The 22,980-nt window shown below is 63.3% G+C and carries 20 protein-coding genes and 1 riboswitch; of the genes, 8 read left to right on the top strand and 12 right to left on the bottom strand.

The window, feature by feature from the left end; translation table 11 throughout:
• Window positions 1-35: 35 nt before the first annotated feature.
• The 7 genes from uca to FRZ40_RS21760 all read right to left on the bottom strand — a co-directional run bounded on the left by uca (window position 36) and on the right by FRZ40_RS21760 (window position 9,243).
• Window positions 36-3,647: an urea carboxylase gene (gene uca / locus FRZ40_RS21790; RefSeq protein WP_147235542.1), complete on the bottom strand. Its 3,612-nt coding sequence runs from the start codon at window positions 3,645-3,647 to the stop codon at window positions 36-38.
• Between the two features lie 197 nt (window positions 3,648-3,844).
• A complete protein-coding gene (locus tag FRZ40_RS21785; protein WP_147235541.1) occupies window positions 3,845-4,489 on the bottom strand; it encodes an urea amidolyase associated protein UAAP2 in 645 nt (214 codons plus the stop codon).
• Between the two features lie 12 nt (window positions 4,490-4,501).
• Window positions 4,502-5,209 carry an urea amidolyase associated protein UAAP1 gene (locus FRZ40_RS21780; RefSeq protein WP_147235540.1) on the bottom strand — a complete coding sequence of 236 codons (708 nt, stop codon included), beginning with the start codon at window positions 5,207-5,209 and terminating at the stop codon, window positions 4,502-4,504.
• A gap of 38 nt (window positions 5,210-5,247) precedes the next feature.
• Window positions 5,248-6,021, bottom strand: a complete 774-nt coding sequence (locus FRZ40_RS21775) for an ABC transporter ATP-binding protein (protein WP_147235539.1) — start codon at window positions 6,019-6,021, stop codon at window positions 5,248-5,250.
• Window positions 6,018-6,833: an ABC transporter permease gene (locus tag FRZ40_RS21770; RefSeq protein WP_028363662.1), complete on the bottom strand. Its 816-nt coding sequence runs from the start codon at window positions 6,831-6,833 to the stop codon at window positions 6,018-6,020. The genes FRZ40_RS21775 and FRZ40_RS21770 overlap by 4 nt, the downstream gene beginning before the upstream one ends.
• Window positions 6,834-6,863: 30 nt before the next feature.
• Window positions 6,864-7,931, bottom strand: coding sequence for a putative urea ABC transporter substrate-binding protein (locus FRZ40_RS21765; protein WP_167528704.1), 1,068 nt, complete (start codon window positions 7,929-7,931; stop codon window positions 6,864-6,866).
• Between the two features lie 57 nt (window positions 7,932-7,988).
• Window positions 7,989-8,107, bottom strand: a riboswitch (guanidine-I (ykkC/yxkD leader).
• 179 nt (window positions 8,108-8,286) lie between these two features.
• Window positions 8,287-9,243 carry a LysR family transcriptional regulator gene (locus tag FRZ40_RS21760; protein WP_147235537.1) on the bottom strand — a complete coding sequence of 319 codons (957 nt, stop codon included), beginning with the start codon at window positions 9,241-9,243 and terminating at the stop codon, window positions 8,287-8,289.
• A 203-nt stretch (window positions 9,244-9,446) separates the two neighbouring features.
• On the opposite strand from FRZ40_RS21760, the gene FRZ40_RS21755 reads away from it, so the two are divergent.
• From FRZ40_RS21755 to FRZ40_RS21745, 3 genes are read left to right on the top strand one after another with little or no spacing between them, the layout of a single operon-like run.
• Window positions 9,447-10,754: an MFS transporter gene (locus FRZ40_RS21755; RefSeq protein ID WP_147235536.1), complete on the top strand. Its 1,308-nt coding sequence runs from the start codon at window positions 9,447-9,449 to the stop codon at window positions 10,752-10,754.
• A gap of 48 nt (window positions 10,755-10,802) precedes the next feature.
• Window positions 10,803-12,059, top strand: a complete 1,257-nt coding sequence (locus tag FRZ40_RS21750) for a Zn-dependent hydrolase (protein WP_147235535.1) — start codon at window positions 10,803-10,805, stop codon at window positions 12,057-12,059.
• 16 nt (window positions 12,060-12,075) lie between these two features.
• Complete coding sequence (locus tag FRZ40_RS21745; protein ID WP_028363657.1) at window positions 12,076-13,104, top strand: histone deacetylase family protein; 1,029 nt, start codon at window positions 12,076-12,078, stop codon at window positions 13,102-13,104.
• Window positions 13,105-13,366: 262 nt separating this feature from the next.
• Here FRZ40_RS21745 and FRZ40_RS21740 read toward each other — a convergent pair whose 3' ends face one another.
• On the bottom strand, window positions 13,367-14,902 hold the full coding sequence (locus FRZ40_RS21740; RefSeq protein WP_147235534.1) for a complex I subunit 4 family protein: 1,536 nt from the start codon (window positions 14,900-14,902) through the stop codon (window positions 13,367-13,369).
• A 398-nt stretch (window positions 14,903-15,300) separates the two neighbouring features.
• Between FRZ40_RS21740 and FRZ40_RS21735 the strand changes: the two genes are divergently transcribed.
• Window positions 15,301-15,549, top strand: coding sequence for a hypothetical protein (locus tag FRZ40_RS21735; RefSeq protein ID WP_147235533.1), 249 nt, complete (start codon window positions 15,301-15,303; stop codon window positions 15,547-15,549).
• A 97-nt stretch (window positions 15,550-15,646) separates the two neighbouring features.
• Here the strand turns inward: FRZ40_RS21735 and cyoD are convergent, their stop codons facing one another.
• From cyoD to cyoA, 4 genes are read right to left on the bottom strand one after another with little or no spacing between them, the layout of a single operon-like run.
• The gene (cyoD, locus tag FRZ40_RS21730; protein WP_028363654.1) at window positions 15,647-15,991 is read right to left on the bottom strand and encodes a cytochrome o ubiquinol oxidase subunit IV; all 345 of its coding nucleotides are present in this window, start codon (window positions 15,989-15,991) and stop codon (window positions 15,647-15,649) included.
• Window positions 15,992-16,600 (bottom strand): cytochrome o ubiquinol oxidase subunit III, encoded by a 609-nt coding sequence (gene cyoC / locus FRZ40_RS21725; protein ID WP_051446197.1) that lies wholly within the window; start codon window positions 16,598-16,600, stop codon window positions 15,992-15,994. It lies immediately after the preceding gene.
• A complete protein-coding gene (gene cyoB, locus FRZ40_RS21720) occupies window positions 16,600-18,606 on the bottom strand; it encodes a cytochrome o ubiquinol oxidase subunit I (RefSeq protein WP_147235532.1) in 2,007 nt (668 codons plus the stop codon). Before cyoB ends, cyoC begins: the two co-directional genes overlap by 1 nt.
• A 2-nt stretch (window positions 18,607-18,608) precedes the next feature.
• Window positions 18,609-19,511: a ubiquinol oxidase subunit II gene (gene cyoA, locus FRZ40_RS21715; protein WP_028363651.1), complete on the bottom strand. Its 903-nt coding sequence runs from the start codon at window positions 19,509-19,511 to the stop codon at window positions 18,609-18,611.
• Between the two features lie 277 nt (window positions 19,512-19,788).
• Here cyoA and FRZ40_RS21710 point away from each other — a divergent pair, with 277 nt between their 5' ends.
• The 4 genes from FRZ40_RS21710 (at window position 19,789) to FRZ40_RS21695 (ending at window position 22,875) form a co-directional block, all read left to right on the top strand.
• The gene (locus tag FRZ40_RS21710) at window positions 19,789-20,208 is read left to right on the top strand and encodes a DUF1810 domain-containing protein (protein WP_028363650.1); all 420 of its coding nucleotides are present in this window, start codon (window positions 19,789-19,791) and stop codon (window positions 20,206-20,208) included.
• A gap of 142 nt (window positions 20,209-20,350) precedes the next feature.
• A complete protein-coding gene (locus FRZ40_RS21705; protein WP_028363649.1) occupies window positions 20,351-20,803 on the top strand; it encodes a Fur family transcriptional regulator in 453 nt (150 codons plus the stop codon).
• A 78-nt stretch (window positions 20,804-20,881) separates the two neighbouring features.
• Complete coding sequence (locus FRZ40_RS21700) at window positions 20,882-21,544, top strand: response regulator (protein WP_028363648.1); 663 nt, start codon at window positions 20,882-20,884, stop codon at window positions 21,542-21,544.
• Window positions 21,541-22,875 (top strand): sensor histidine kinase, encoded by a 1,335-nt coding sequence (locus FRZ40_RS21695; RefSeq protein WP_028363647.1) that lies wholly within the window; start codon window positions 21,541-21,543, stop codon window positions 22,873-22,875. Before FRZ40_RS21700 ends, FRZ40_RS21695 begins: the two co-directional genes overlap by 4 nt.
• Window positions 22,876-22,980 lie beyond the last annotated feature (105 nt).

The raw sequence follows: 22,980 nt of genomic DNA, 5'->3' as shown, positions 1-22,980 counted from the left end.
CGGGTGGTTCCTTGAATGCGTTGATATGAAGTGCGTCACGCGTGCTGTTCGATCACGACCACGCGCTGCCCGGCGCGAACGGGCGAACCGGGCGCGACATGAATCTCGCCGACTGTCCCCGCGCAGGGCGCGACGACGGATATCTCCATCTTCATCGACTCGATCACGAGCAGCACGTCGCCGGCTTCGACCGTCGTGCCGGGCTCGACGCGCACTTGCCACAGATTGCCCGCGATCTCGCTGTCGACGGAAATCTGGCCGTCGGTGAGCGGCGCGATGTCGGCGTCGGCGGCAACGGGCGGTTCCAGCGTCTCTTCGTTGCTGCCCGCTTCGTGCCAGCGTTGCCGCTCCGCCTGAAACGCAGCCTGCTGACGTGCGCGGAACTGCGCGATCTCTTCCGCGTCGCGTTCGAGAAAGGCCTGATAGTCGGCGAGCGACAACTCGGTCTCTTCGATCTTCAACGGATAACGTCCGAGCGGGAACGCTTCGCGGATGCGCAGCAGTTCGTCGGCGGGGACTTCATAGAAGCGGATCTGATCGAAAAAGCGCAGCAGATACGGACGTCCCGCGAAATCCGCAACGTCGCGATAGCGGTTCCACATCTGCAGCGTGCGTCCGACGAACTGATAACCGCCGGGACCTTCCATCCCGTACACGCACAGATACGCGCCGCCGATGCCGACCGAGTTCTCCGCCGTCCACGTGCGCGCCGGGTTGTACTTCGTTGTCACGAGCCTGTGACGCGGATCGAGCGGCGTGGCGACGGGCGCGCCGAGATAAACGTCGCCGAGTCCCATCACCAGATAGCTCGCATCGAACACGATGCGCTTTACGGCATCGATCGAATCGAGATCGTTGATACGGCGAATGAACTCCAGATTGCTCGGACACCATGGCGCATCCTTGCGTACCGTCGTCATGTATTTGTCGATCGCGAGCTGACATGCCGGGTCGTCCCACGACAGCGGCAGATGCACGACACGCGACGGCGCGCGCAGATCTTTTTGCAGCAGCACGCGCTGCCATGTCGCCGCGACATGATCGAGCAGCGTGGCGAGCGGCAACTGTTCCGGCTGATAGTGAACCTGCAGCGAACGGATGCCGGGCGTCAGATCGATCACGCCGGGCAACTGCAACGCTTCGAGCGATTGCATCAGCGCGTGGCCGCGAAAGCGCAGCACGAGATCGAGTTCGGGCGGCCCGATTTCGAGCAGCAGATGCGTGTCGCCGGACAGACGCGCGACCAGCCGTTCGTCGCCATCGCCGACGTTCAGCACAATGGGCGATTGCAATGACGTTGGTGCGTCTTTATCAGGCGACACCGCATGCGCGGTGAGCGTCGACACTTCCTGAAGACGTGCATGTGCCGCCGCGCGCGCCGCCGCGATGCCGACGGGAACGAAGCGCACCTTGTCGCCTGCCTTCAGCTGACCGATCTGCCACAGGTCCGCTTCGATCACCGTGACGGGACAGACAAAGCCGCCGAGGCTCGGTCCGTCGGGACCGAGAATCACGGGCATGTCGCCCGTGAAATCGATCGCGCCGACGGCATACGGATTGTCGTGAATGTTCGACGGATGCAGGCCCGCTTCGCCACCATCCGCGCGCGTCCATTCGGGCTTCGGACCGATGAGCCGCACACCCGTGCGGCTCGAATTGAAATGGATCTCCCAGTCGGTAGCGAGGAACTGTTCGATATAACGCGTGCTGAAGTATTCGGGCGCGCCATGCGGGCCGTAGATCACGCGCAGCACGCGCACGTCATCGAGCCGATGCGTGAGCGCAGAGGGCAGCGTTGCGCCTGCATCGCGATCCGCGAGCGCGTGAAGATGCAGCACGTCGCCCGCACGCAGCGCGCGCCCGCCGTGGCCGCCGAACTGGCCGAGCGTGAACGTGCTGCGGCTGCCCAGATACTGCGCGACGTCCAGCCCGCCGCGCACGCACAGATACGCGCGTGCGCCTGCGCCGCGTATCGTGCCGAGCACGAGCGTCGAACCTGCCGCGACCGCGAACGTCGTGTTCATCGGTTGCGGGATGTCGTCGAGCATGACGGGCAGCGTCGCGCCCGTCACGACGACGACGGCGTCAGCGTTAAAGCGCAGCGTCGGCCCGCTCATCGTGATTTCGAGCGCCGCCGCTTGTGCATCGTTGCCGAGCAGACGGTTGCCGAGGCGCAACGCGCGGTCGTCCATCGGTCCCGACGGCGGCACGCCGACGGCCCAATAGCCGGGGCGTCCCGGATAGTCCTGCACGGTGGTCTGCGTGCCGCCGCTCAGCACTTCTAGCGTGGATGCGCGATAACTCAGGCCTTCGAGACAGCGCGTCCACGGATGGCCGCTCGCGAACGGCGCATCGGCGAGAATCTGCCGCAGATAGTCGCGATTGGTTTCGACACCGTAGATGCGCGACGCTTCGAGCGCGGTGTCGAGCGCATGACGTGCCTCGTCGCGAGTGGGCTGCCACGCAATCAGCTTCGCGAGCATCGGATCGAACCACGGCGGCACTTCGCAGCCCGCTTCGATCCATGTGTCGATGCGCAGCGCGCGGCCATCGGCGGAGGGGAACGATACGTCCGTCAACAGCCCCGGACAGGGCTTGAAGTCGCGGCCCGGATCTTCCGCGTAGAGACGCGCCTGGATAGCGTGCCCTCGCGGTTCGAGATCGCGGGTCAGCACGTCGAGCGGCGCCAGCGTACCTGCTGCAAGCTCGATCATCCAGCGCACCAGATCGACGCCCCAGACCTGCTCGGTCACGCCATGCTCGACCTGCAACCGCGTGTTCACTTCGAGAAAATAGAAGCGCGCGGCATCGCTGTCGTAGACGAATTCGACCGTACCCGCCGAGCGATACGAGACCGCTTGCGCGAGCCGGATCGCCGCGTCGCACAGCGCGGCTTCGACGCCGTCGGGCAGATTCGGCGCGGGCGTTTCTTCGAGCACTTTCTGGTTGCGCCGCTGCACCGAGCAGTCGCGCACGCCGAGTGCAATGGCCGCGCCTGCGCCATCGCCGAACACTTGCACTTCGAGATGCCGCGCTTTCTCGATGTACTTTTCGAGGAACACGCCCGCATCGCTGAAGTTATTTTGCCCAAGGCGTTTGACGACGTCGAACTGCGCGGCGAGTTCATCATCCGAGCGGCACACGCGCATGCCGATGCCGCCGCCGCCCGCGGTGCTTTTCAGCATCACCGGATAGCCGACGCGTTTCGCCGCTTCGAGCGCTGCATCGAGACCGTCGAGCAGGCCCGTGCCTTCGAGCATCGGCACGCCCTGTTCGGCGGCGATCGCGCGCGCCGTGTGTTTGAGCCCGAAAGCGCGCAACTGTGCAGGCGTCGGGCCGATGAAGGCGATGCCTGCGGCTTCGCACGCTTCGGCGAAAGCCGCGTTTTCCGACAGAAAGCCGTAACCCGGATGGATCGCCTGCGCGCCTTGTGCGCGCGCGATCTCCAGAATCTTCGCGATGTCGAGATACGTGACGCTCGCCGCGCCGTCGCCGAGGCTGCATGCCGTATCGGCGAGACTGACGTGACGGCTTGCGCGGTCTGCTTCGCTATAGACGGCGACGCCTTCGACGTTCAGTTCGCGCAGCGTGCGCAGAATGCGGCACGCAATCGCGCCGCGATTCGCAATAAGGACTTTATCGAACATGAGTGGATGTTCAATGCGTGGGCGGGTCGTCCCGCCACGTGGGCATGCATGCCGAGGTCGTCCACGGCAGGTCGCTGCGCTTCCGTGTGCCGAAGCGGGCGACGTTCAGTGCTTCGTAAGTGTTGCCGCGCGGTCGATGCGCATGAAGCGTTCGGCGCGCACTTTCATCAGCGTGTACAGCCACCGGCGCAGCATGCTCAGTTCCATATCGTCAGCTCCGCGGGCGTCGGGTTGTACCCGTTGCACGGATTGTTCAACTGCGGACAGTTCGAAATCAGCACGATCACATCCATTTCCGCGCGCAGTTCGACGTATTTTCCCGGTGCCGAAATGCCATCCTCGAATGTGAGGCCGCCCTCGGATGTCACGGGCACGTTCATGAAGAAGTTGATGTTGGCGGCGATGTCCTGCTTCGACAACCGGCCGTCGTGTGCGCACGCGCGCAGGTAGTTGTCGCGGCAGCTGTGCATGTAGCGCTTTTCCAGCGCGTAGCGCACTGTGTTGCTTTCCTGCGCGCAGGCGCCGCCGAGCGTGTCGTGACGCCCGCACGTATCGGCGACGATGGTCAGCATCGGGTTGCCGAGGTTCGAATAGAGCACGGTGCCCGTCGTCAGATAGAGGCTCTGCTGGCGGCGCAGCGTGCGTTGCGCGTCATAGCGTTCGCGCGGATCGGCGAGGCTGTAGAACAGCGTATCGATCGCCTGATTGCCCTCTACGTCGCGGATTCGCAGCGTCTGGCCCGCTTTCAGTTCCTTGAGCCACGGCTCGCCGGCGGGCAAGGTTTCGCGAAAGACCGCGTCGGCGGAATCGAGCGTGCTGGCTGTGAGTGTGGATGTCGTCATGGCGCCTGTCGCTCAGAGAAAGAATCGTTCGGTGTTGATAAAGCCGCGCGTGTTTTCATCGCACGATGTACGGCAGAGTTCGGCCACCTGCGGATCGGCGGCGCGCAGCGCGAGCTTCACGGGCTTCGGCGCGTATTCGGGGTTCGGGTCGAGCGGATGCTGGATCGCTGTCAGCACGACGAGCGTGTTCATCGGCGCATACAGTTCGATGTAATCGCCCGCTTTCGAATTGCCCTCGACAAATTGCATCGCGCCCGCATCGGTCACGTCGACGCGGCTGAACAGGTTCAGCGTCATCAGCAGGTCCGCCACGCCGAGTCCCCACTTGCCGAGTTCGACGAGCAGGTTGTCGGTGCCGTTGCGATAGAACGCGTTGCGCAGCTCCTGATAACGGCCCTGGCCGTATTTCTCCAGCACTTCCGCGGCGTTCGACACACCCGCAAGACTGTCGTGCCAGCCGCACGTATCCGCGACGATCGCGGCGAGCACGCGGCCCATGTCCGAATACAGGCAATGGCCTTGCGTGAGCTTCGCGGTGTGCTGGCATTTGAGCGTGTCGGGCAGATTCATGCGCTCGCTCTTTTCGGCGGCGTTGAAAAGCAGCATGCCGACGTTTGCGCCGCCGCGCGGATCGGTGATGCGCAGCACCTGGCCACGCTTCACGATCAGCGACGCATGGCCGCCGCCCGGCACGGTTTCTTCGAGCAATGTTTCGTTCATGTCCTTGATCCTTGATTCGTCCGCCTCGGTTGCGCGTGTCATGCGGGCACGGCAAGCAGCGGCGGAATCGCCGTTGCTGCCTGCGGCTCGCGCATGCCGTTGCGTTGGAGCGGAATGTCGTAGGTAATGCGCGCACCGTAGGCCTGTGGCGCTTGCGGGTCGATACGCACCTTGTCGAAGACGAGCACGCGGCTGCCTAGCGTGAAGCCTTCTTTCAGGTCGTGCGTGACCATGAAGACGGTCAGCTTCGCTTCGCGCCACAGACCCGTCAGCAGTTCGTGCATGTCGCGGCGGATGCCGGGATCGAGTGCGCCGAAGGGTTCGTCGAGCAGCAGCACGCGCGGCTTCATCACGAGCGCCTGGGCGAGCGCGAGGCGCTGCTGCATACCGCCCGACAGCTGATGCGGATACTTGTCGAGCGAATCGGCGAGGCCGACGCGCGTCAGCATCGCGACGGCTTCGTCGCGCGCGAGACGGCGGCGTGCACCGAACAGGCGACCCGTGAAGCGTGCATGCGGCAACTCCAGACCGAGCATCACGTTGCGCAGCACGCTCAGATGCGGAAACACCGAATAGCGCTGAAACACGACGCCGCGATGCGGGTCCGGCTCCGGCGGCAGCGGTTCGCCGTCGAGCAGGATCTCGCCGCGCGTCGGGCGCTCCTGACCGAGCAGCAGCCGCAGGAAGGTCGACTTGCCGCAGCCCGACGCGCCGACCATCGAGCAGAACTCGCCTTCTGCAATGCGCAGGTTGAGCCGTTCCAGCACGACCTGATCGTCGTACTGCTTCCACAGGTTGCGGATCTCGATCATGCGCGGCCCCCGTTGTACCAGGGGAACGCCCATTGCGTGAGACGGCGCAGCGCTTCGTCGATCAGCCACGCGAGCAGCGTGATCCACGCGACGTACGGCAGGATCACGTCCATCGCGAGATAGCGGCGCACGAGAAAGATGCGATAGCCGAGCCCGTCCGTCGACGCGATTGCTTCCGCCGCGATCAGAAAGAGCCACGCGGAAGTCAGCGCGAGACGCAGTGCGATCAGGAGACGCGGCAGCAGCTGCGGCACGATCACGCGCAGGATCAGCGTCCAGCTCGACGCACCGAGCGTTTGCGCCTTGATCCACAGTTCCCCGGGAATCTCGCGTGTACGCTGCTGCAAGTCGCGAATCATCATCGGCGTGATGCCGATCACGATCAGCACGACTTTCGACAGCTCGTCGAGGCCGAACACGATGAAGAGAATCGGCAGCACCGCGAGTGGCGGAATCATCGATATCACGGTGATGAACGGAGACAGCGTCGCGCCCGCGAGCGGAATGCTGCCCGTGACGATGCCGAACACCAGCGCGATCGCCGCGCTCGCGACGAGTCCGATGCCGAGCCGCTTCATGCTCGACACCGTGTCGTCCCACATCGTGTAGTCGCCCGTGCGTTTGTCTTCGGTGAACGCGTATTCGTGCAGCGCGTCCTTCATCTGGGCGGCGCTCGGCAGCAGCTTGTCGTCGGGATTCGCCTGCAGCCGCAGCGACGAGCCGGTGAAGTACACCGCGACCAGCACGATGAAGGGGAGCAGCAACAGCATCAGACTGCCGGTGCGGCCAGGATGTCGGTTGATGAGCCGCATGGGCCTCTCCTGCTCAGAATGACGCGGCGCTTACAGCTTGCCTTGCGCGGCGAGGCGCACGTACGTCGGGTCGAAACGCAGCTTCAGGTTGCTCTTGCTGCCGACGGTCACGTCGTTGTCGAACGCCATGCCGACGGCGCCCGCGTTCGGCGCGCCTTTGCCGAGCAGGCCGTGATCGAACGAGAACTGCGCGACGCGCGTCATGATCTTCGGCATGTTCGGGCTGGTCGCGAAGTCGAGCGCCTGCTGCGGCGTGTAGAAGAGCGCGGTGGTCGACAGTTGCGATTTGAAGCCGGCGAGGTCGGTGCCCGACGCCTTCGCCATCGAGGTCAAGGCCGCTTGCGTTTCCGGCGACGTGCCGTGCATCAGCTGCATGATCTCGAACCATGCGCCCGTCAGCGCCTTGCCGAGCGCGGGGTTGTCGTGCAGGGTTTTGGTGTTGACGACCATCATGTCCATGATCTCGCCCGGAATGCGGCTCGAATCGAACACTTCGGTGACGTTCGGTTTCGCCTTCAGATCGGCGAGCATCGGATTCCACGTGACGGCGTTGTGCACGGTCGGCGTGGCGAAGGCGCCGGAGATATCGGCGTCGGACGTATTGACGGTCTTGATGTCGCGCTCGCTCATGCCTGCCGATTCGAGTGCGCGCGCAAGCAGATAGTGCGAGACGGAGAGTTCGACGAGATTGACGGGCTGACCCTTCAGATCGGCGATCTTCTTGCCGCTGCCCTTGATCAGCACGCCGTCGTTGCCGTTCGAATAGTCGCTGACGATCAGTGCCGTGCTGTCCACGCCGCCCGTCGCCGGAATGGTGAGCGCGTCCATGTTGGTCATCGCGCAGCCATCGAACTTGCCCGCCGTGTACTGGTTGATCGATTCGATGTAGTCGTTCAGCTGCACGACATCGACGTTGATGCCGTACTTCTTCGCCCATCTGGACATGATGCCCTGGGTCTTCGCATAGCCCCACGGCATCCAGCCGGCGTAGATGGTCCAGCAGACCTTGAAGTCCTTGCGGGCCTGGGCAAATGAAGGTGTGGAAATGCAGAGGGAGAGAGCGACGGCGGCTGCGGCGAAAAAGCGGAGCTTGCGCATGAGGTTGACCTCGCGGGGACGGTTATCGACGGCAGGAGCGGCGCGACGCATCGCGTTCTCTCCCGGGCTTTTATCCCGCCGTGTAACCTCGTCGAGGTCGACAACTCTCGGACCAGCGTCGCGCACCGAATGCTTCTGTCGATTCGATGCGGACCGGAACCCTAGTCGTCCATTTGCCAGATTGTGACTGCTAAACCGGATGCTGCACCGGCTCCTGCTGCTTCCTAAGCGATAAGCATGCCATTGCCGTCGCAACGTCGATTCGATGCCGTCGACGCGCCTTTCATGCACAACGTTGAGGCGCAGCCGCGATATGCGTGCGCGTGCGCGCACCAGCCGGGTGCGTCGAGTTGCGCTATTTGCCGAGCCGCTCGGCGAGCGCATAGCGGCGCATGCAGCGCTCCATGCTGTCGAGGAACGCATGATCGGCCGCATTCATCTTGCGCTCGCGATGCCACAGCAGATGCACGTCGACATCGACGAGACCTTCTTCGGGCGGCAGCCGCCACAGGCGCTGCTGCGCGATGTCGTCGCGCACGATGTGCTCAGGCAGACAGCCGATGCCGAAGCCTGCGAAGATCAGACGGCGCACTTCGTCGAGACTCGGCGACGACGCGACGATGCGCCCCGTGAAGCCCTTCTGGTCGCGAAACACGGTGAGGGGAGAAAGACTGTCGCCGATCTGGTCGCTCGTGAACGACACGAAGTTTTCCGCGAGCAGGTCTTGCATCGTCAAGGGCGACTTGCCATACAGCCGGTGATGACGCCCGCAGAAAATCGCATAACGCTGGCGCAGGAAGCAACGCATTTCCAGCTTCTCGTGCGGCGTGCGGCACAGGCCGAGCCCTGCTGTCGCTGTTTTCTGCAGCAGCGAAGAAATGATGTCGGACGAGCGCATCACTTCGATCTGCAAGTCGATACGCGGATACGCGCGATGGAAGTCGGCGAGGAACTCGTCGTACACGGGCGACTCGATGCGGCTGATGGTCAGCAGGCGTATCGAGCCGCTGATGTCCTCGGTGCGGTCGTCGATCTCGGTTTCGAGCCGCGAGATATTGCCGTAGATGTCGCTCGCGATGCGGTACACCTCTTCGCCCGCCTGCGTCGGCGCGAAGTACGGGCCGCGCCGCTCGATCAGCTTGCGCTCCAGCGTTTCCTCGAGCCGCCTCAGCGCCTGGCTGACGGCGGGCTGCGTCACGTGCAGGCGCGCGGCAGCGCGGCTCAGACTGCGCTCCTGCATGATCACGAGATACGTGCGCAACAGGTTCCAGTCGAGCCGGTCATTCAGAAAGCGGGCGATGTCGGTGCGCATCTGGAGTGAAACTATAAGTTGAATTTATGCGGCGAATAATAACTCGAAATTTGACTAATGTTTTATGGCCGCCGATAAATGACGCATTCCGTCAGCCACGGCGCGCGACCGCTCCAGCCACGAGCGACAAGCGGCACACCTATCCCAACACCGCGCGCGAGGCGACGGGTTCAACCCACGTCATACGTGTATCAGGAGCCAGCATGACTCAAGCCATTAGTACCCGTCAGCCGGGACGCGCCGCGACGGCCGCGTTCATCGGCACGATGATCGAGTGGTACGACTTCTATATCTACGCGACGGCGGCAGCGCTCGTGTTCGGCGAGCTGTACTTTCCGTCGAGCGACCGTTTCATCAGCACGATGGCCTCGTTCGCGACCTTCGCCGTGGGCTTCTTTGCACGGCCGCTGGGCGGCATCGTGTTCGGCCATCTCGGCGACCGCATCGGTCGCAAGAAAGCGTTGATGACGACGCTGATGATGATGGGCGTCGCGACCGTGTGCGTCGGCCTGTTGCCCGACTATTCGAAAGTGGGTGCGCTCGCACCCGTGCTGCTCGTGCTGCTGCGCGTGGTGCAAGGTATCGCCGTGGGCGGCGAATGGGGCGGCGCCGTGCTGATGGCGGGCGAACATGCGCCGAAGGGGCGCCGCACGTTCTTCGCATCGTTCGCGCAGCTCGGCAGCCCGGCGGGGCTCATTCTGTCGCTGATCGCGTTTCGCGCGGTCACGTCGATGGACAAGGCGGACTTCATGTCGTGGGGCTGGCGTCTGCCGTTTCTCGCGAGCGCCGTGCTGCTGATCGTCGGCATCGTGATCCGGCTCGGTGTGAACGAATCGCCGGAATTCGCGCGCGTGAAGGAGTCGAACCGCACGGCGAAGCTGCCCGTCGCCGAGGTGTTGCGTTCGGCATGGGGACTCGTGCTGCTGTGCATCGGCGCGAACACGATCGGCATCGCCGGTGTGTACTTCACGAACACGTTCATGATCGCGTACACGACGCAATACGTGGGCGTGACGCGCTCGCTGATTCTCGACTGCCTGTTTGCGGTGGCGATCATCCAGTTCGTATCGCAGCCGCTCGCCGCATGGCTCGCCGAGCGCATCGGCGGCGCGCGCTTTCTGAAGATCGCCGCGTTGCTCGCGATGATTTCCCCGTATCCGATGTTCGTGCTCGTGCAAAGCGGCTCGGCCGTGCCGATGGTGATCGGCATCGCGATCGCCGTCGTCTGCATGGCGAGCTTTTATTCGGTGATCGCGGGTTTCGTCAGCGGCATCTTTCCGACGCACGTGCGCTACTCGGGCATTTCACTCGCCTATCAGGTGTGCGGCGCGGTGGCGGGCGGTCTGACGCCGCTCGTCGGCACGTGGCTCGCGCATCGATATACGGGCCAATGGTGGCCGCTCGCCGTGTTCTACACGTGCCTCGCGGCTATTTCGCTGCTGTGCATCGTTGCGCTCGATGCGCGTCGCGCGTCTCACGCCGAGCAGGCGGAAGCCGTCGGCGCGCATTGAACGGAACGCACGTTGAACCCAAGTTGAACTGAACGACCCGGAAGACTCATGAAAGACCTGTTGCAAATCGACGGCGCGCGCCTGTGGCAAAGCCTGATGGACATGGCGCAGATCGGCGCGACGCCGAAGGGCGGTGTGCGGCGTCTCGCGCTGACGCAGGAAGACGTGCGCGGCCGCGATCTGTTCGCGAAGTGGTGCCGCGACGCGGGCATGACGGTGAGCGTCGACGAAATCGGCAATCTGTTTGCGCGCCGTGCGGGCGCGCAGAAGGACGCGGCGCCTGTGCTGATCGGCAGCCATCTCGACACGCAGCCCGAAGGCGGCCGTTTCGACGGCGTGTATGGCGTGCTCGCCGCGCTCGAACTGGTGCGCGCGCTGAACGACGCGAACGTCGCGACGGAGAAGCCGATCGACATCGTCTCGTGGACCAACGAAGAAGGCGCGCGCTTCACGCCCGCGATGCTCGGCTCGGCGGTGTTCACGGGCATCACCTCGCTGGACGACGCGCTGGTCAAGCAGGACGCCGACGGCATCACGCTGGCCGATGCATTGACGCACAGCGGCTATCGCGGCACGCGTGCTGTCAACGGGCAGCCCGTCGATTCGTATTTCGAAGCGCACATCGAGCAAGGGCCCGTGCTCGAAGCGAACGGCACGACGATCGGCGTCGTCACGGGCGGCCAGGCGATCCGCTGGCTCGACGTCACGGTGACGGGCATGGCCGCGCATGCGGGCACGACGCCGATGCCGTATCGCAAGGACGCGTACTTCGCGAGCGCGCAGATGGCGCTGGAACTCGAACGGATCGTGCAACGTCATGCGCCGCGCGGGCTCGTGACGATCGGGCAGATCGGCATCGCGAACGCGTCGCGCAACACGATTGCGGGCGAAGTGAAGTTCACCGTCGATCTGCGCCATCACGAAGACAGCCAGGTCGATGCGATGGAGCGCGATCTGCGCGAGGCGTTCGCGCGTGTCGCCGAAGCACGCGGGGTGACGCTCTCCGTCGAAACATACTGGCGCAGCCCGGCGACACCGTTCGATACGGATTGCGTCGCGCTCGTCGCGCAGAGCGTCGAAGCGCTCGGCTATTCGAACGAGCGCATCGTCAGCGGCGCGGGCCACGATGCGATTCATCTGGCGCGCTATTGCCCGACGGCGATGGTGTTCATTCCGTGTGTCGATGGTCTGTCGCACAACGAAGCCGAAGACGCGTTGCCCGAAGACGTCACGCGCGGCGCGAATGTGCTGCTCAATGCGGTCGTTGCGCGCGCTCGTGTCGCCGCCATGGCGCAGGCGCAATAAAGGAGTCTCTTTGCGTATGAAAACTTTCTTTCATCCCGAACAGTTGCTGCATCATCCGCGCACCTACCTGTCGCGCGGTCAGATGCGTGAACCGCAGGAAGTGCCCGAGCGCGCAGCGCGGCTCGTGGCCGCTGCGAAGTCGCTGGACTTCGAGGTCGTCGAACCCGCCGATCACGGCACGGCCGCCATCGCCGCCGTGCACGACATGAACTATCTGCGTTTTCTCGAAGAAGCGCACGGCGAATGGAAGCAGATGCCCGACGACTGGGGCGACGAAGTGATGTCGAACATTTTCGTGCGCGATCCGAATCCGTTGCGCGGCGTGCTTGCGAAGGCGGCGCGCTATCTCGCCGACGGCAGTTGCCCCGTCGGCACGAATACCTGGCGTTCCGCGTACTGGTCGGCGCAGAGCGCGCTGGCGGCGGCGTCGGCCGTCAACGACGGCGCGCGCGAAACGTACGCGCTGTGCAGGCCGCCGGGTCATCATGCGCGCGCCGATGCGGCGGGCGGCTTCTGCTATCTGAACAATGCGGCCGTCGCGGCACAGTCGTTGCGCAGCCGCTTCAAGCGCGTCGCGATTCTCGACACCGACATGCACCACGGCCAGGGCGTGCAGGAGATTTTCTACGGCCGCGACGACGTGCTGTACGTCTCCATTCACGGCGACCCGACCAACTTCTATCCCGTCGTCGCGGGTTATGAAGAGGAGCGTGGCGCGGGTACGGGCGATGGCTTCAACGTCAATCTGCCGATGCCGCACGGTTCTTCGGAATCCGTCTTCTTCGACAGGCTCGACGACGCGCTGCGCGTGCTGAAGCGTTTCGAACCCGATGCGCTGGTGCTGGCGCTGGGCTTCGACATTTACAAGGATGATCCGCAATCGCAGGTCGCGGTGACGACGGAAGGTTTCGGGCGGCTCGGCGAAGCGATCGGTGCGTTGCGCCTGCCGTCCGTGATCGTGCAGGAAGGGGGCTACCACCTCGAGAGTCTCGAAGCGAATGCGCGCGCGTTCTTTGGCGGCTTCATGCGAAAACGCAGCGTTTGAGTACCTGAAACAAGGCATGAAATGAAAACGGCCTCGCAACACGTAGCGAGGCCGTTTGTCGTTTCTGTTGACGTCAGTTCAGGCTTGGAACCGGTGACGCAGACCGACCGCGACGATCGTCTGCGATGGCGCCGCCGACGAGTGGCCGCTGCCCTTGTCCGATGCGGAAGCCGTCGCTTCGACGCTACTGACGGTCGGTCGGCGCAATGAAAAACGGGCGTCCAGAGGACGCCCGTCGAATGCAATCAGATGAAGCAGCCGATCAGCCCGGCAGTCGAGACGACGTCGGCGCTGCGCGGTTGTTCGAAGCGACGCCCGTATCCGTTGGCAGCGCGGAACCCTGCGCCTGGGCGACGAGGTTCTCGGCAGACGGGCCGATCGCGTCGGTGAAGGTCTTCGGACGCACGCCGATGGCGAGCACCAGCACGGCCATCGCGCCGAGCAGCACCAACTCGCGGCGGCCCAGATCGCGCAGGCTCGACACGCGCGTGTTCTTGATCGCGCCGAACATCACGCGCTTGTACATCCACAGTGTGTACGCGGCGCTCAGGATCAGCGTCAGCGCAGCCGTCGCGCCGACCCAGAAGTTGAATCGGATCGCGCCCATCAGCACGAGGAACTCGCCGACGAAGCCCGACGTTCCCGGCAGGCCGACGTTGGCCATCGAGAACAGCATCGCGAACGTAGCGAGCTTGGGCATCGAGTTGGCGACACCGCCGTAGGCGTCGATCGAGCCGTTCTTCGTGCGGTCGAACAGCATGCCCGTGCACAGCAGCATTGCGCCCGACACGATGCCGTACGACAGCATCTGCACGACGGCACCTTCCGTGCCCATCCGGTCGAACGTGAACAGGCCGAGCGTGACGAGACCCATGTGCGCGACGGCGGAGTACGCGAGCAGCTTGCGCATGTCGGTTTGCGCGAGCGCGAGCAGGCTGCCGTAGATCACCGCGACGAGCGACAGCGCGATCATGGCCGGCGCGAAGAAGTGGCAGGCGTCCGGGACGATGGGCAGCGCGAAGCGCAGCAGGCCGTAGCCGCCCATCTTCAGCATGCCGAGCAGCACGGCGGCGCCCGTCGGGCCGTCCGAGTGGACATCGGGCAGCCACGTATGCACGGGCCACATCGGCACCTTCACCGAGAACGCGGCCAGCAAGCCGAGGAACACCAGCAGCTGCGGCGTGAAATCGAGCTTGAGCGTGCGCCACGTGGCGATGTCGAACGTGTGCGCGTGCGCCCACAGGTAGATCAGCGCGGCCAGCATCGCCAGCGAGCCGACCAGCGAAAAGAAGAAAAAGCGCACGGCTGCATAGACGCGGCGCTTTTCGCCCCACGTGCCGATCAGCAGGTATAGCGGAATCAGCGACGCTTCGAAGAACACGAAGAACAGCATGCCGTCGAGCGACGTGAACACGCCTTGCATGCAGCCCGACAGCAGCAGGAACGCGCCGTAGTACTGCGCGACGCGCGTCGAGATCGATTCCCACGACGCAATCACGATGATCAGGGTCGTCACGGACGTCAGCACGGTGAACCACAGCGAAATGCCGTCGACGCCGAGGTGGTACGAGATGCCGAATTCGGGCAGCCAGGCGAGCTGCTGCTCGAACTGCATGGTGGACAGCGTGGAGTCGAAACCCGTCACTAGCGGAATGACGGGCAGGATGCTGACGGCTGCGCCAGCCAGCGCGAGCCAGCGTGTGCGGCTGCGCGCATTGTCGGAGCCGCCGAGCAGCACGACGATACCGGCGACGATGGGGACCCAGATCAGGAGGTCGAGGACTGATGGGAGGTGCATTTGCTCTTTCGATGAAACGCCGAGACGCGAATAGCAGGCCTTCGCCCTCAAGGCGAAGGATCAAAAACCTTACATGGACATTTCGACGGCCGGCCCCTGAGCGGAGCGGGACGATGCGCAGTCTTGCGCACGCGGGTAACCAAAACGCATGAGACGGTCAGGGTTAACGAGGATAACTCAAAATTATAATGTTGCGCTGCCACAAGGGCGATTTTTATTTATTGCGAAAGTCGCTATTGACATTGACTGGCGGGCCTGAGCAAGCAATTTGCGCTGCACAAAAAAGCGGCATTGAAACGTTTCCGTGGGTCTGGCGCGACTATTTGCCCACCGGGGTTGCCCTGGATTTGCGCCATAGTTGTTCGCGATACGCTTAAGTCGCGAGGAGACGAACCCATATGAGAAAAATTTTTCACATCGCCGTTATCGCTGTTTTGGCGTATCTGGTCGCCGATCGCGCATTGCTGCATGCGCAGGCGAAAGAAGCCAGCACGTTTGCATGCGCGCAGGGCGCGGAACAGGTGAAGCTGGATGCGTTAGGCCGGGGGTTTGGAGACGCTGCCGCGAGCAGTCAGGGCGAAGCGTTCAGGTCGGGATGTCTCGTCTCGGGACGTGGCCGTCCGATAGAGATGCTGGCGCGCAACTGATGCGCCGGAGGCGGGGCAGGGGAGCGTGCCGGCTGCACGATAAGGTATGTGCAACCGGCACGATGATGCGCGTTTAATTCAACGCACTCAGGCGCGGTTAGCGCGACATCATGTTCATGCTGACGTTATGCATGACCCACAGCGTACCGCCGATCACGATAACGGCCGTCAGCACGGTGAACGCGAATGCGGTCACGTTCCAGCGCTGACCCGACGACGTGTTCATGTGCAGGAAGAACACCAGGTGCACGATGATCTGCACGAGGCCGAGACCGGCGATCGCGTAGAGCGCCTGCGTGCCCGTCAGCCAGCCTGCCAGCACCACGCCGAAGGCGGCTGCCGTCAGGATCACGGACAGCACGAAACCGATCGTGTAGCTGCCGAAGCTGCCGTGGCTTTCGTCGCCGTGCGCCGAATGTGACGAGTGAGAATGGCTGCTCATTTAGATCACGCTCGCAAGATAGACAAACGAAAAGACACCGATCCAGACGATGTCCAGAAAGTGCCAGAAGAGGCTCAGGCACGTCAGACGTCGCAGTTCGCGCTCGCCCAGCTTCGGCGCGCGCACGACCTGGATCATCATCACGAGCATCCACACCAGACCCGACGTCACGTGCAGACCGTGCGTGCCGACCAGCGTGAAGAACGCCGACAGGAACGCGCTGCGGTCCGGACCTGCGCCGTCAGCGATCAGATGCGAGAACTCGCGGATTTCCAGCACGACGAACGCCGCGCCGAGCACGAACGTCACGGCCAGCCACAAGAGCGTGGTGCTCTTGTTGTCCTTGTGTGCGCCGAGCATCGCGAAGCCGTACGTGATACTCGAGAACAGCAGGATCGCCGTTTCGAGCGCAACGCCCGGGATTTCGAACAGGTCTTTGCCGCTCGGACCGCCGGCGAACTGATGGCTCATCACCGCAAACGTCGCGAACAGCGCCGCGAACAGAATGCAGTCGGTCATCAGATACAGCCAGAAGCCGAATACCGAATTGGACGGAGCGTGCTCCGCATCGTGATGATGCGGGTCCGCAACAATAGCTTTTTGTAGCATCAGGCAATCTCCTCAGCTTCGGGCAGCTGCTTCGCGATCGCCGCGCCCGAACCAGCGCCGTTGCGCTCTTCGATCAGTTGAACCGTATCGGCCGGGATGTAGTAGTCGATGTCGTTATCGAAGCTGCGTGCGATCCACGTGCCGATCGCGCCGACGAACGCCGCGATAGCCAGCCACCAGATGTGCCACGTCAGCGCGAAGCCCAGCGCAAGACTGAACACGCCGATGAAGAAACCGGCGCTCGTGTTCGACGGCATGTGAATGTCGCGGTACACGGGCGTTTCGACGTTGCCGCGCGCCTTCATGTCGTGGAATGCATCCAGCTCATGCACGACCGGGATGGTAGCGAAGTTGTAGATCTGCGGCGGCGAAGTCGTCGCCCATTCGAGCGTGCGGCCATTCCACGGATCGCCCGTCAGGTCGCGGTTTTCCGGCTTGTTGCGATCGCGGATCGACACGACGAGCTGTAGCAGCTGGCAGGCGATACCGATTGCGACCAGCACGGCGCCGAATTCGGCGACCAGCAGCCACGGATGCCATGCCGGGTTGTCGTAGTGGTTCAGACGACGCGTCATGCCCATGAAGCCGAGCACGTACAGCGGCGTGAACGCAACCCAGAAGCCGATCTGCCAGAACCAGAACGCGGCCTTGCCGAGCTTCTCGTTGAGCTTGAAGCCGAAGGCCTTCGGGAACCAGTAGTTCATGCCCGCGAGGTAGCCGAACAGCACGCCGCCGATGATCACGTTGTGGAAGTGAGCGATCAGGAACAGCGAGTTGTGCAGGACGAAGTCCGCGCCCGGAATCGCCATCATCACGCCCGTCATGCCGCCGATCGTGAACGTGACCATGAAGCCGACCGTCCACAGCACAGGCGTCGTGAACTCGATGCGGCCCTTGTACATCGTGAAGAGCCAGTTGAACACCTTCACGCCCGTCGGGACGGCGATGATCATCGTCGCGATGCCGAAGAACGCGTTGACGTCGGCGCCCGAACCCATCGTGAAGAAGTGGTGCAGCCACACGAGGAACGACAGCACCATGATCGCGCAGGTCGCATAGACCATCGTCTTGTAGCCGAACAGCGGCTTGCGCGAGAACGTCGAGATCACTTCCGAGAAGATGCCGAACGCAGGCAGGATCAGGATGTAGACCTCAGGGTGGCCCCATGCCCAGATCAGGTTCAGGTACAGCATCGCGTTGCCGCCGGCTTCGTTCGTGAAGAAGTGCATGCCGAGGTAACGGTCGAGACCGAGCAGCGCGAGCGTGACGGTCAGGATCGGGAACGCCGCCATGATCAGCACGTTCGTGCAGAGGGCAGTCCACGTGAACACGGGCATCTTCATCAGCGTCATGCCCGGCGCGCGCATCTTGATGATCGTGACGAAGAAGTTCACGCCCGTCAGCAAGGTGCCGATACCGGAGAGCTGCAGCGACCACAGGTAGTAGTCGACGCCGACGCCCGGACTGAACTGCAGTTCCGACAGCGGCGGATAGGCGAGCCAGCCCGTTTGCGCAAATTCGCCGACCAGCAGCGAGATGTTGATCAGGATCGCGCTGATCGCCGTCATCCAGAACGACAGCGAGTTCAGGAACGGGAACGCGACGTCGCGTGCGCCGATCTGCAGCGGCACGACCAGGTTCATCAGGCCGACCATGAAGGCCATCGCCATGAAGAAGATCATGATGACGCCGTGCGCCGTGAAGATCTGATCGTAGTGGTGCGGCGGCAGATAGCCCGGCGCGTGATACGCGAGAGCGAGCTGCGTGCGCATCATGATCGCGTCGGCGAAGCCGCGCAGCAGCATGATCATGGCCACGACGATGTACATCACGCCGAGCTTCTTGTGGTCGACCGACGTGAGCCATTCGGTCCACAGGTAGCGCCACTTGCCGAAATACGTGATCGCGCCGAGCACAGCCAGCGCGCCGAGAATCATCCCGGCACCGGCGATCACGATGATTGGTTCGTGGTACGGAATATCCGCCAGGGTTAATTTACCGAACATGCTTACCCCTTCGTCCCGTTAGGTGCACAGTTCACGTCCTTCATGTTGTCGATGACGTGACCGTTGTTGTAGCGGGCTACGATGTTGTTGAAGAGCTTGGGATCGACCGACGAGAAGTACGACACAGGCGCCTTCTCTTCGGGCTGCGCGACCTTGTAGTAGCGGTCCATGTCGAGGTGATCCGTCGACGCGCGCGCTTTCGCGACCCATGCGTTGAATTCTTCAGGCGATTCGGCCAGCGTGCGGAACTTCATGTCCGAGAAGCCCTTGCCGCTGAAGTTGGCCGACGTGCCGGCGTAATCGCCCGGCTCTTCCGCCAGCAGATGCAGACGCGTCTGCATGCCTGCCATCGCGTAGATCTGTCCGCCCAGTTGCGGGATGAAGAACGAGTTCATCACCGTGTCCGACGTGATGCGGAAATTCACCGGCGTGCCCACGGGAATCGCCAGCTGGTTCACCGACGCAATGCCCAGATCCGGGTAAATGAACAGCCACTTCCAGTCGAGTGCGACGACTTCGACGTTGATCGGCTTCACGTCCGACTCGAGCGGCTTGTACGGGTCGAGCTCGTGCGTGCTCTTCCACGTCAGGACGGCGAGGAACAGAATGATCAGCGCGGGAATCGTCCAGACGGCGACTTCGATTGCCGTCGAATGCGACCAGTTCGGACGGTATTCGGCAGCCTTGTTCGATGCGCGATAGCGCCATGCGAACAGCAGCGTCAGGAAGATGACGGGAATCACCACGATCAGCATCGCCCACGTCGACGTCGCGATCAGCGACTTCTCTGCGGCACCAATGGGGCCCTTCGGCGCGAGTAGATCAAGGTTGTTGCACCCCGATAGCAGGAACGCTGGGGCAATTGAGACGAGACCGGCAAGCCGGCCCGCGATTTTTTTCATCATCGCGGCCCTCTACAAAAACAAACGAACGAACGCATGCATTTCCTTGCTCCTTTTATAAGCGCTCGCATAATACGAAATGCACGTGTTGCAGTACAGCACTTTGATTCGAACGAACTATTGCGCGATCAAGGGTGAGACATAGTGTCGCAACGCCGCATCCGGCTCGGTTTTCAGGCGAGCCCGATTGATGGGGTTCGATTGTGAAAGGTGGTTGAAGGGCGTGATGGGCATGCCGGATGCAAAAACGTGGCATGTAAAAATGACTGCGGAGGACGGGATGGACGATCAGTTCGACCTTCGGCGCTTCGTCGATGCTCAGGCACCTATTTATGATCAGGCGCTAGCGGAATTGCAGGCGGGACGCAAGCAAAGCCACTGGATGTGGTACGTGTTTCCTCAGTTTCGGGGCCTCGGAGAGAGTCCGATGGCCCAAAAATTTGCCATCCAGTCACTCGACGAAGCTGTCTCATATTTGCAACATCCCGTGCTCGGCGTCCGCTTAAAAGAAGCTACGCGCGCGGTCAATGGAGTCGAAGGACGGTCGATCGAGACCATCTTCGGCTACCCCGATTACCTGAAGTTCCGTTCGTCGATGACGCTGTTCTCGAAAGCCGCACCCGACGAACGGCTGTTCACGGATGCACTCGCCAGATACTTCGGCGGCGCGGCGGACGAGAGGACGCTGGCGCTGCTTTGACGACGTCGCCTCAAGGCCGCAGACAGGCGCTGCCAGCCGCGGCGAGGGGCACAACGATAAGCGAATCTTAAGGATCGCGCGAACAGAATGTGCGGTCACGACGAAGCCCATCGCGAGGCTTCGATACATGACGGGGCCCCACATGATTGCGATCTACGCGGCACTTAAAACGGCCGGTCTGCGCCCGACTTCGAGTCGGGCAGCCGTACTGAGGCTCTTTCACGAACTACCGCACGAGCATTTCACCGCAGATCAGGTGTATCGCAAGCTGTCGCGCGAACCCGAGCCTTGCAGCCTGGCAAGCGTCTATCGGGCGCTCGCGCAACTGCATGAGGCCGACCTGATTTCGAGCGCGTCGCTGGGCGATGCGCGCATCGTCTATGAGCTCAACCGCGGCCAGCGTCACTACCACCTCGTCTGCGGCCGCTGCGGCCGTATTCAGGATGCGTACGATCCCGGCCTCGAACAGCAGCAGGCGAGAATCGCAGCCGATCATCACTTTCACTACACGAGCTCCAGTCTCGTGATCTTCGGCCGTTGCGAGGCGTGCGACGGTCTGCCTGTCGCGACGACGCGGCGTGTGGGTGCGAGTTGACGGGCGCGCATGAAGCGGTAAAGAGCGCGCTAAGCTGCGGGTTTGGACGATCGCAGCGATTGACGGAGACATGACGCCATGCGTTTGCTGCTGGTGGAAGATGATGAAATGATCGGCGAGCCCGTCGTCGATACGATGCGCGGCGCGGGTTACGCGATCGACTGGGCGCGCGACGGGCGCGAGGCCGAGCTGTCGCTGGCGCATGACGTCTACGATCTCGTGCTGCTCGACCTCGGCCTGCCGAAGGCCGATGGCATCGACGTGCTCAACCGCTACCGGCGGCGCGGCGGCAGTGCGCCCGTGATCATCCTCACCGCGCGCGACGCCGTCGAAAACCGTATCGCCGGACTCGATGCCGGCGCCGACGATTACCTCGTCAAACCCTTCGATCTCGACGAACTCGCTGCGCGCGTGCGCGCGCTGTTGCGCCGTCGCACGGGGCACACGAACCCTGTGTACGCGCATGGCGATCTGACCTTGAACCCCGTCACGCACGAAGCCACGCTGAAGGGCGACATGCTCGCGCTCGTGCCGCGCGAATTCAGCCTGCTGCAGGCGCTGATCGAAGAGCCAACGCGCGTATTTACGCGCACCGAGCTCGAAGAGAAGCTGTACGGCTGGGGCGAGGAAGTGGGCAGCAATACGATCGAGGTTCATGTACACAGCCTGCGGCGCAAGATCGGCGCCGAGCAGATCGTGACCGTGCGCGGCGTCGGGTATCGGCTCAAGCGCGCCGTATGACGTCGATCAGGCGCTGGTTGCTGGGCTGGCTGATCGCCGGGCTCGCGGTCGCGGCGTTGATCGCGGCGTATGGGATTTTCTACACGGCGCAGATGGAGGCGACCGAGCTGTTCGATTACGAGTTGCGCACAGTAGCGCTCTCCGTGCCTGCGACCATCGCCGGCACGAACGGCTTCACGCAGCGCGGGCCGGACTTCGAAGGGCTGGCCGACGATCGTCTGTTCATCGAGGTCTGGGATGGCACGGGCCGCAGCGTGTACAGATCGCTCGCCGGCATCGACGTGCCGCGCTTTCCGCCGGGCCTGCGCACGATCGAATACGACGAGTATCACTGGCGCGTCTTCGGCGTGCAGGAAGGCGACCGCTTCGTGCAGGCGGCCCAGCCGATGTCCGTGCGCGAGGATCTCGCGCGGCACCTCGCGTTGCGCACGTTGTGGCCGCTCGCACTGTTTCTTCCCGCGATCGTGCTGATCGTGCTGTTCGTGGTCGGCCGCGGTCTCGCGCCGATCGGCGGCATCTCGCGTGCGCTCGCCACCCGTTCGTTCGATTCGCTCGAACCGCTGCATCTCGACGGCAAGCTGCCCGTCGAGATGCAGCCGCTCGTCGATGCGCTCAACGACCTGTTGCATCGGCTGAACGAAGCGTCGCAATCGCAGCGAACCTTCGTCGGCGACGCCGCGCATGAACTGCGTTCGCCGCTGGCCGCGTTGAAGCTGCAGTTGCAGGCGGCCGAGCGCGATGGATCGCTCGTCGGCAGCAAGCAGACGTTCGAGCGCATCGAAGGGCGCCTGAACCGGCTGATCCACCTGGTGCATCAACTGCTGACGATGGCGCGCGAAGATGCGCAGCGCAGCGCGCATTTCGAGCCCGTGAGCCTGCGCAGACTGTGCGAGCGCGCGGTGGCCGACTTTTCGATGCTCGCCGAAGCGAGGCAGATCGACCTCGGGCTCGAGTTCAATCCTTCAGCCGGTGCGGACGACGCTTACAGGGTCAACGCCGAGCCGAACGGCATCGAAGTGCTGCTCAACAACCTGATCGACAACGCGATTCGCTATACGCCGCACGGCGGCAAAGTGGACGTGATCCTCCGGCGCAGCGGCGGCGAGGTGAGCATCTGCGTGTCGGACAGCGGTCCCGGCGTGCCGGAAGCGGAGCGCGAGCGTGTGTTCGACCGCTTCTATCGCAGCGCGGGCAACAAGGAGCATGGCAGCGGCCTTGGACTCGCGATCGCGTCGAAGATCGCCCAGCGTCATCACGCGACGCTCAGCATGAGCAAAAACGAAAGCGGTGTCGGGCTGCGCGTCACGCTCGCAGGGTTGCGTGTCGAGTAGAGGCGCAACGCGTACACACGCAACTCCCCATCGTTCGTCATCTTCCGTCGTGCTCGCTTAGCGCATGCTTAACGTGCGCGATGAAATTTTTCTTCGCCCGACGGT

It is taken from the genome of Paraburkholderia azotifigens, from assembly GCF_007995085.1.
GTDB classification, from domain to species: Bacteria; Pseudomonadota; Gammaproteobacteria; order Burkholderiales; family Burkholderiaceae; genus Paraburkholderia; species Paraburkholderia azotifigens.
This window is presented reverse-complemented; position numbering and strand designations above follow the sequence as displayed.

Coding starts and splice junctions, on each gene's coding strand:
- uca (WP_147235542.1), bottom strand. CDS start 3,647: ATGTTCGATAAAGTCCTTATTGCGAATCGCGGCGCGATTGCGTGCCGC.
- FRZ40_RS21785 (WP_147235541.1), bottom strand. CDS start 4,489: ATGACGACATCCACACTCACAGCCAGCACGCTCGATTCCGCCGACGCG.
- FRZ40_RS21780 (WP_147235540.1), bottom strand. CDS start 5,209: ATGAACGAAACATTGCTCGAAGAAACCGTGCCGGGCGGCGGCCATGCG.
- FRZ40_RS21775 (WP_147235539.1), bottom strand. CDS start 6,021: ATGATCGAGATCCGCAACCTGTGGAAGCAGTACGACGATCAGGTCGTG.
- FRZ40_RS21770 (WP_028363662.1), bottom strand. CDS start 6,833: ATGCGGCTCATCAACCGACATCCTGGCCGCACCGGCAGTCTGATGCTG.
- FRZ40_RS21765 (WP_167528704.1), bottom strand. CDS start 7,931: ATGCGCAAGCTCCGCTTTTTCGCCGCAGCCGCCGTCGCTCTCTCCCTC.
- FRZ40_RS21760 (WP_147235537.1), bottom strand. CDS start 9,243: ATGCGCACCGACATCGCCCGCTTTCTGAATGACCGGCTCGACTGGAAC.
- FRZ40_RS21755 (WP_147235536.1), top strand. CDS start 9,447: ATGACTCAAGCCATTAGTACCCGTCAGCCGGGACGCGCCGCGACGGCC.
- FRZ40_RS21750 (WP_147235535.1), top strand. CDS start 10,803: ATGAAAGACCTGTTGCAAATCGACGGCGCGCGCCTGTGGCAAAGCCTG.
- FRZ40_RS21745 (WP_028363657.1), top strand. CDS start 12,076: ATGAAAACTTTCTTTCATCCCGAACAGTTGCTGCATCATCCGCGCACC.
- FRZ40_RS21740 (WP_147235534.1), bottom strand. CDS start 14,902: ATGCACCTCCCATCAGTCCTCGACCTCCTGATCTGGGTCCCCATCGTC.
- FRZ40_RS21735 (WP_147235533.1), top strand. CDS start 15,301: ATGAGAAAAATTTTTCACATCGCCGTTATCGCTGTTTTGGCGTATCTG.
- cyoD (WP_028363654.1), bottom strand. CDS start 15,991: ATGAGCAGCCATTCTCACTCGTCACATTCGGCGCACGGCGACGAAAGC.
- cyoC (WP_051446197.1), bottom strand. CDS start 16,600: ATGCTACAAAAAGCTATTGTTGCGGACCCGCATCATCACGATGCGGAG.
- cyoB (WP_147235532.1), bottom strand. CDS start 18,606: ATGTTCGGTAAATTAACCCTGGCGGATATTCCGTACCACGAACCAATC.
- cyoA (WP_028363651.1), bottom strand. CDS start 19,511: ATGATGAAAAAAATCGCGGGCCGGCTTGCCGGTCTCGTCTCAATTGCC.
- FRZ40_RS21710 (WP_028363650.1), top strand. CDS start 19,789: ATGGACGATCAGTTCGACCTTCGGCGCTTCGTCGATGCTCAGGCACCT.
- FRZ40_RS21705 (WP_028363649.1), top strand. CDS start 20,351: ATGATTGCGATCTACGCGGCACTTAAAACGGCCGGTCTGCGCCCGACT.
- FRZ40_RS21700 (WP_028363648.1), top strand. CDS start 20,882: ATGCGTTTGCTGCTGGTGGAAGATGATGAAATGATCGGCGAGCCCGTC.
- FRZ40_RS21695 (WP_028363647.1), top strand. CDS start 21,541: ATGACGTCGATCAGGCGCTGGTTGCTGGGCTGGCTGATCGCCGGGCTC.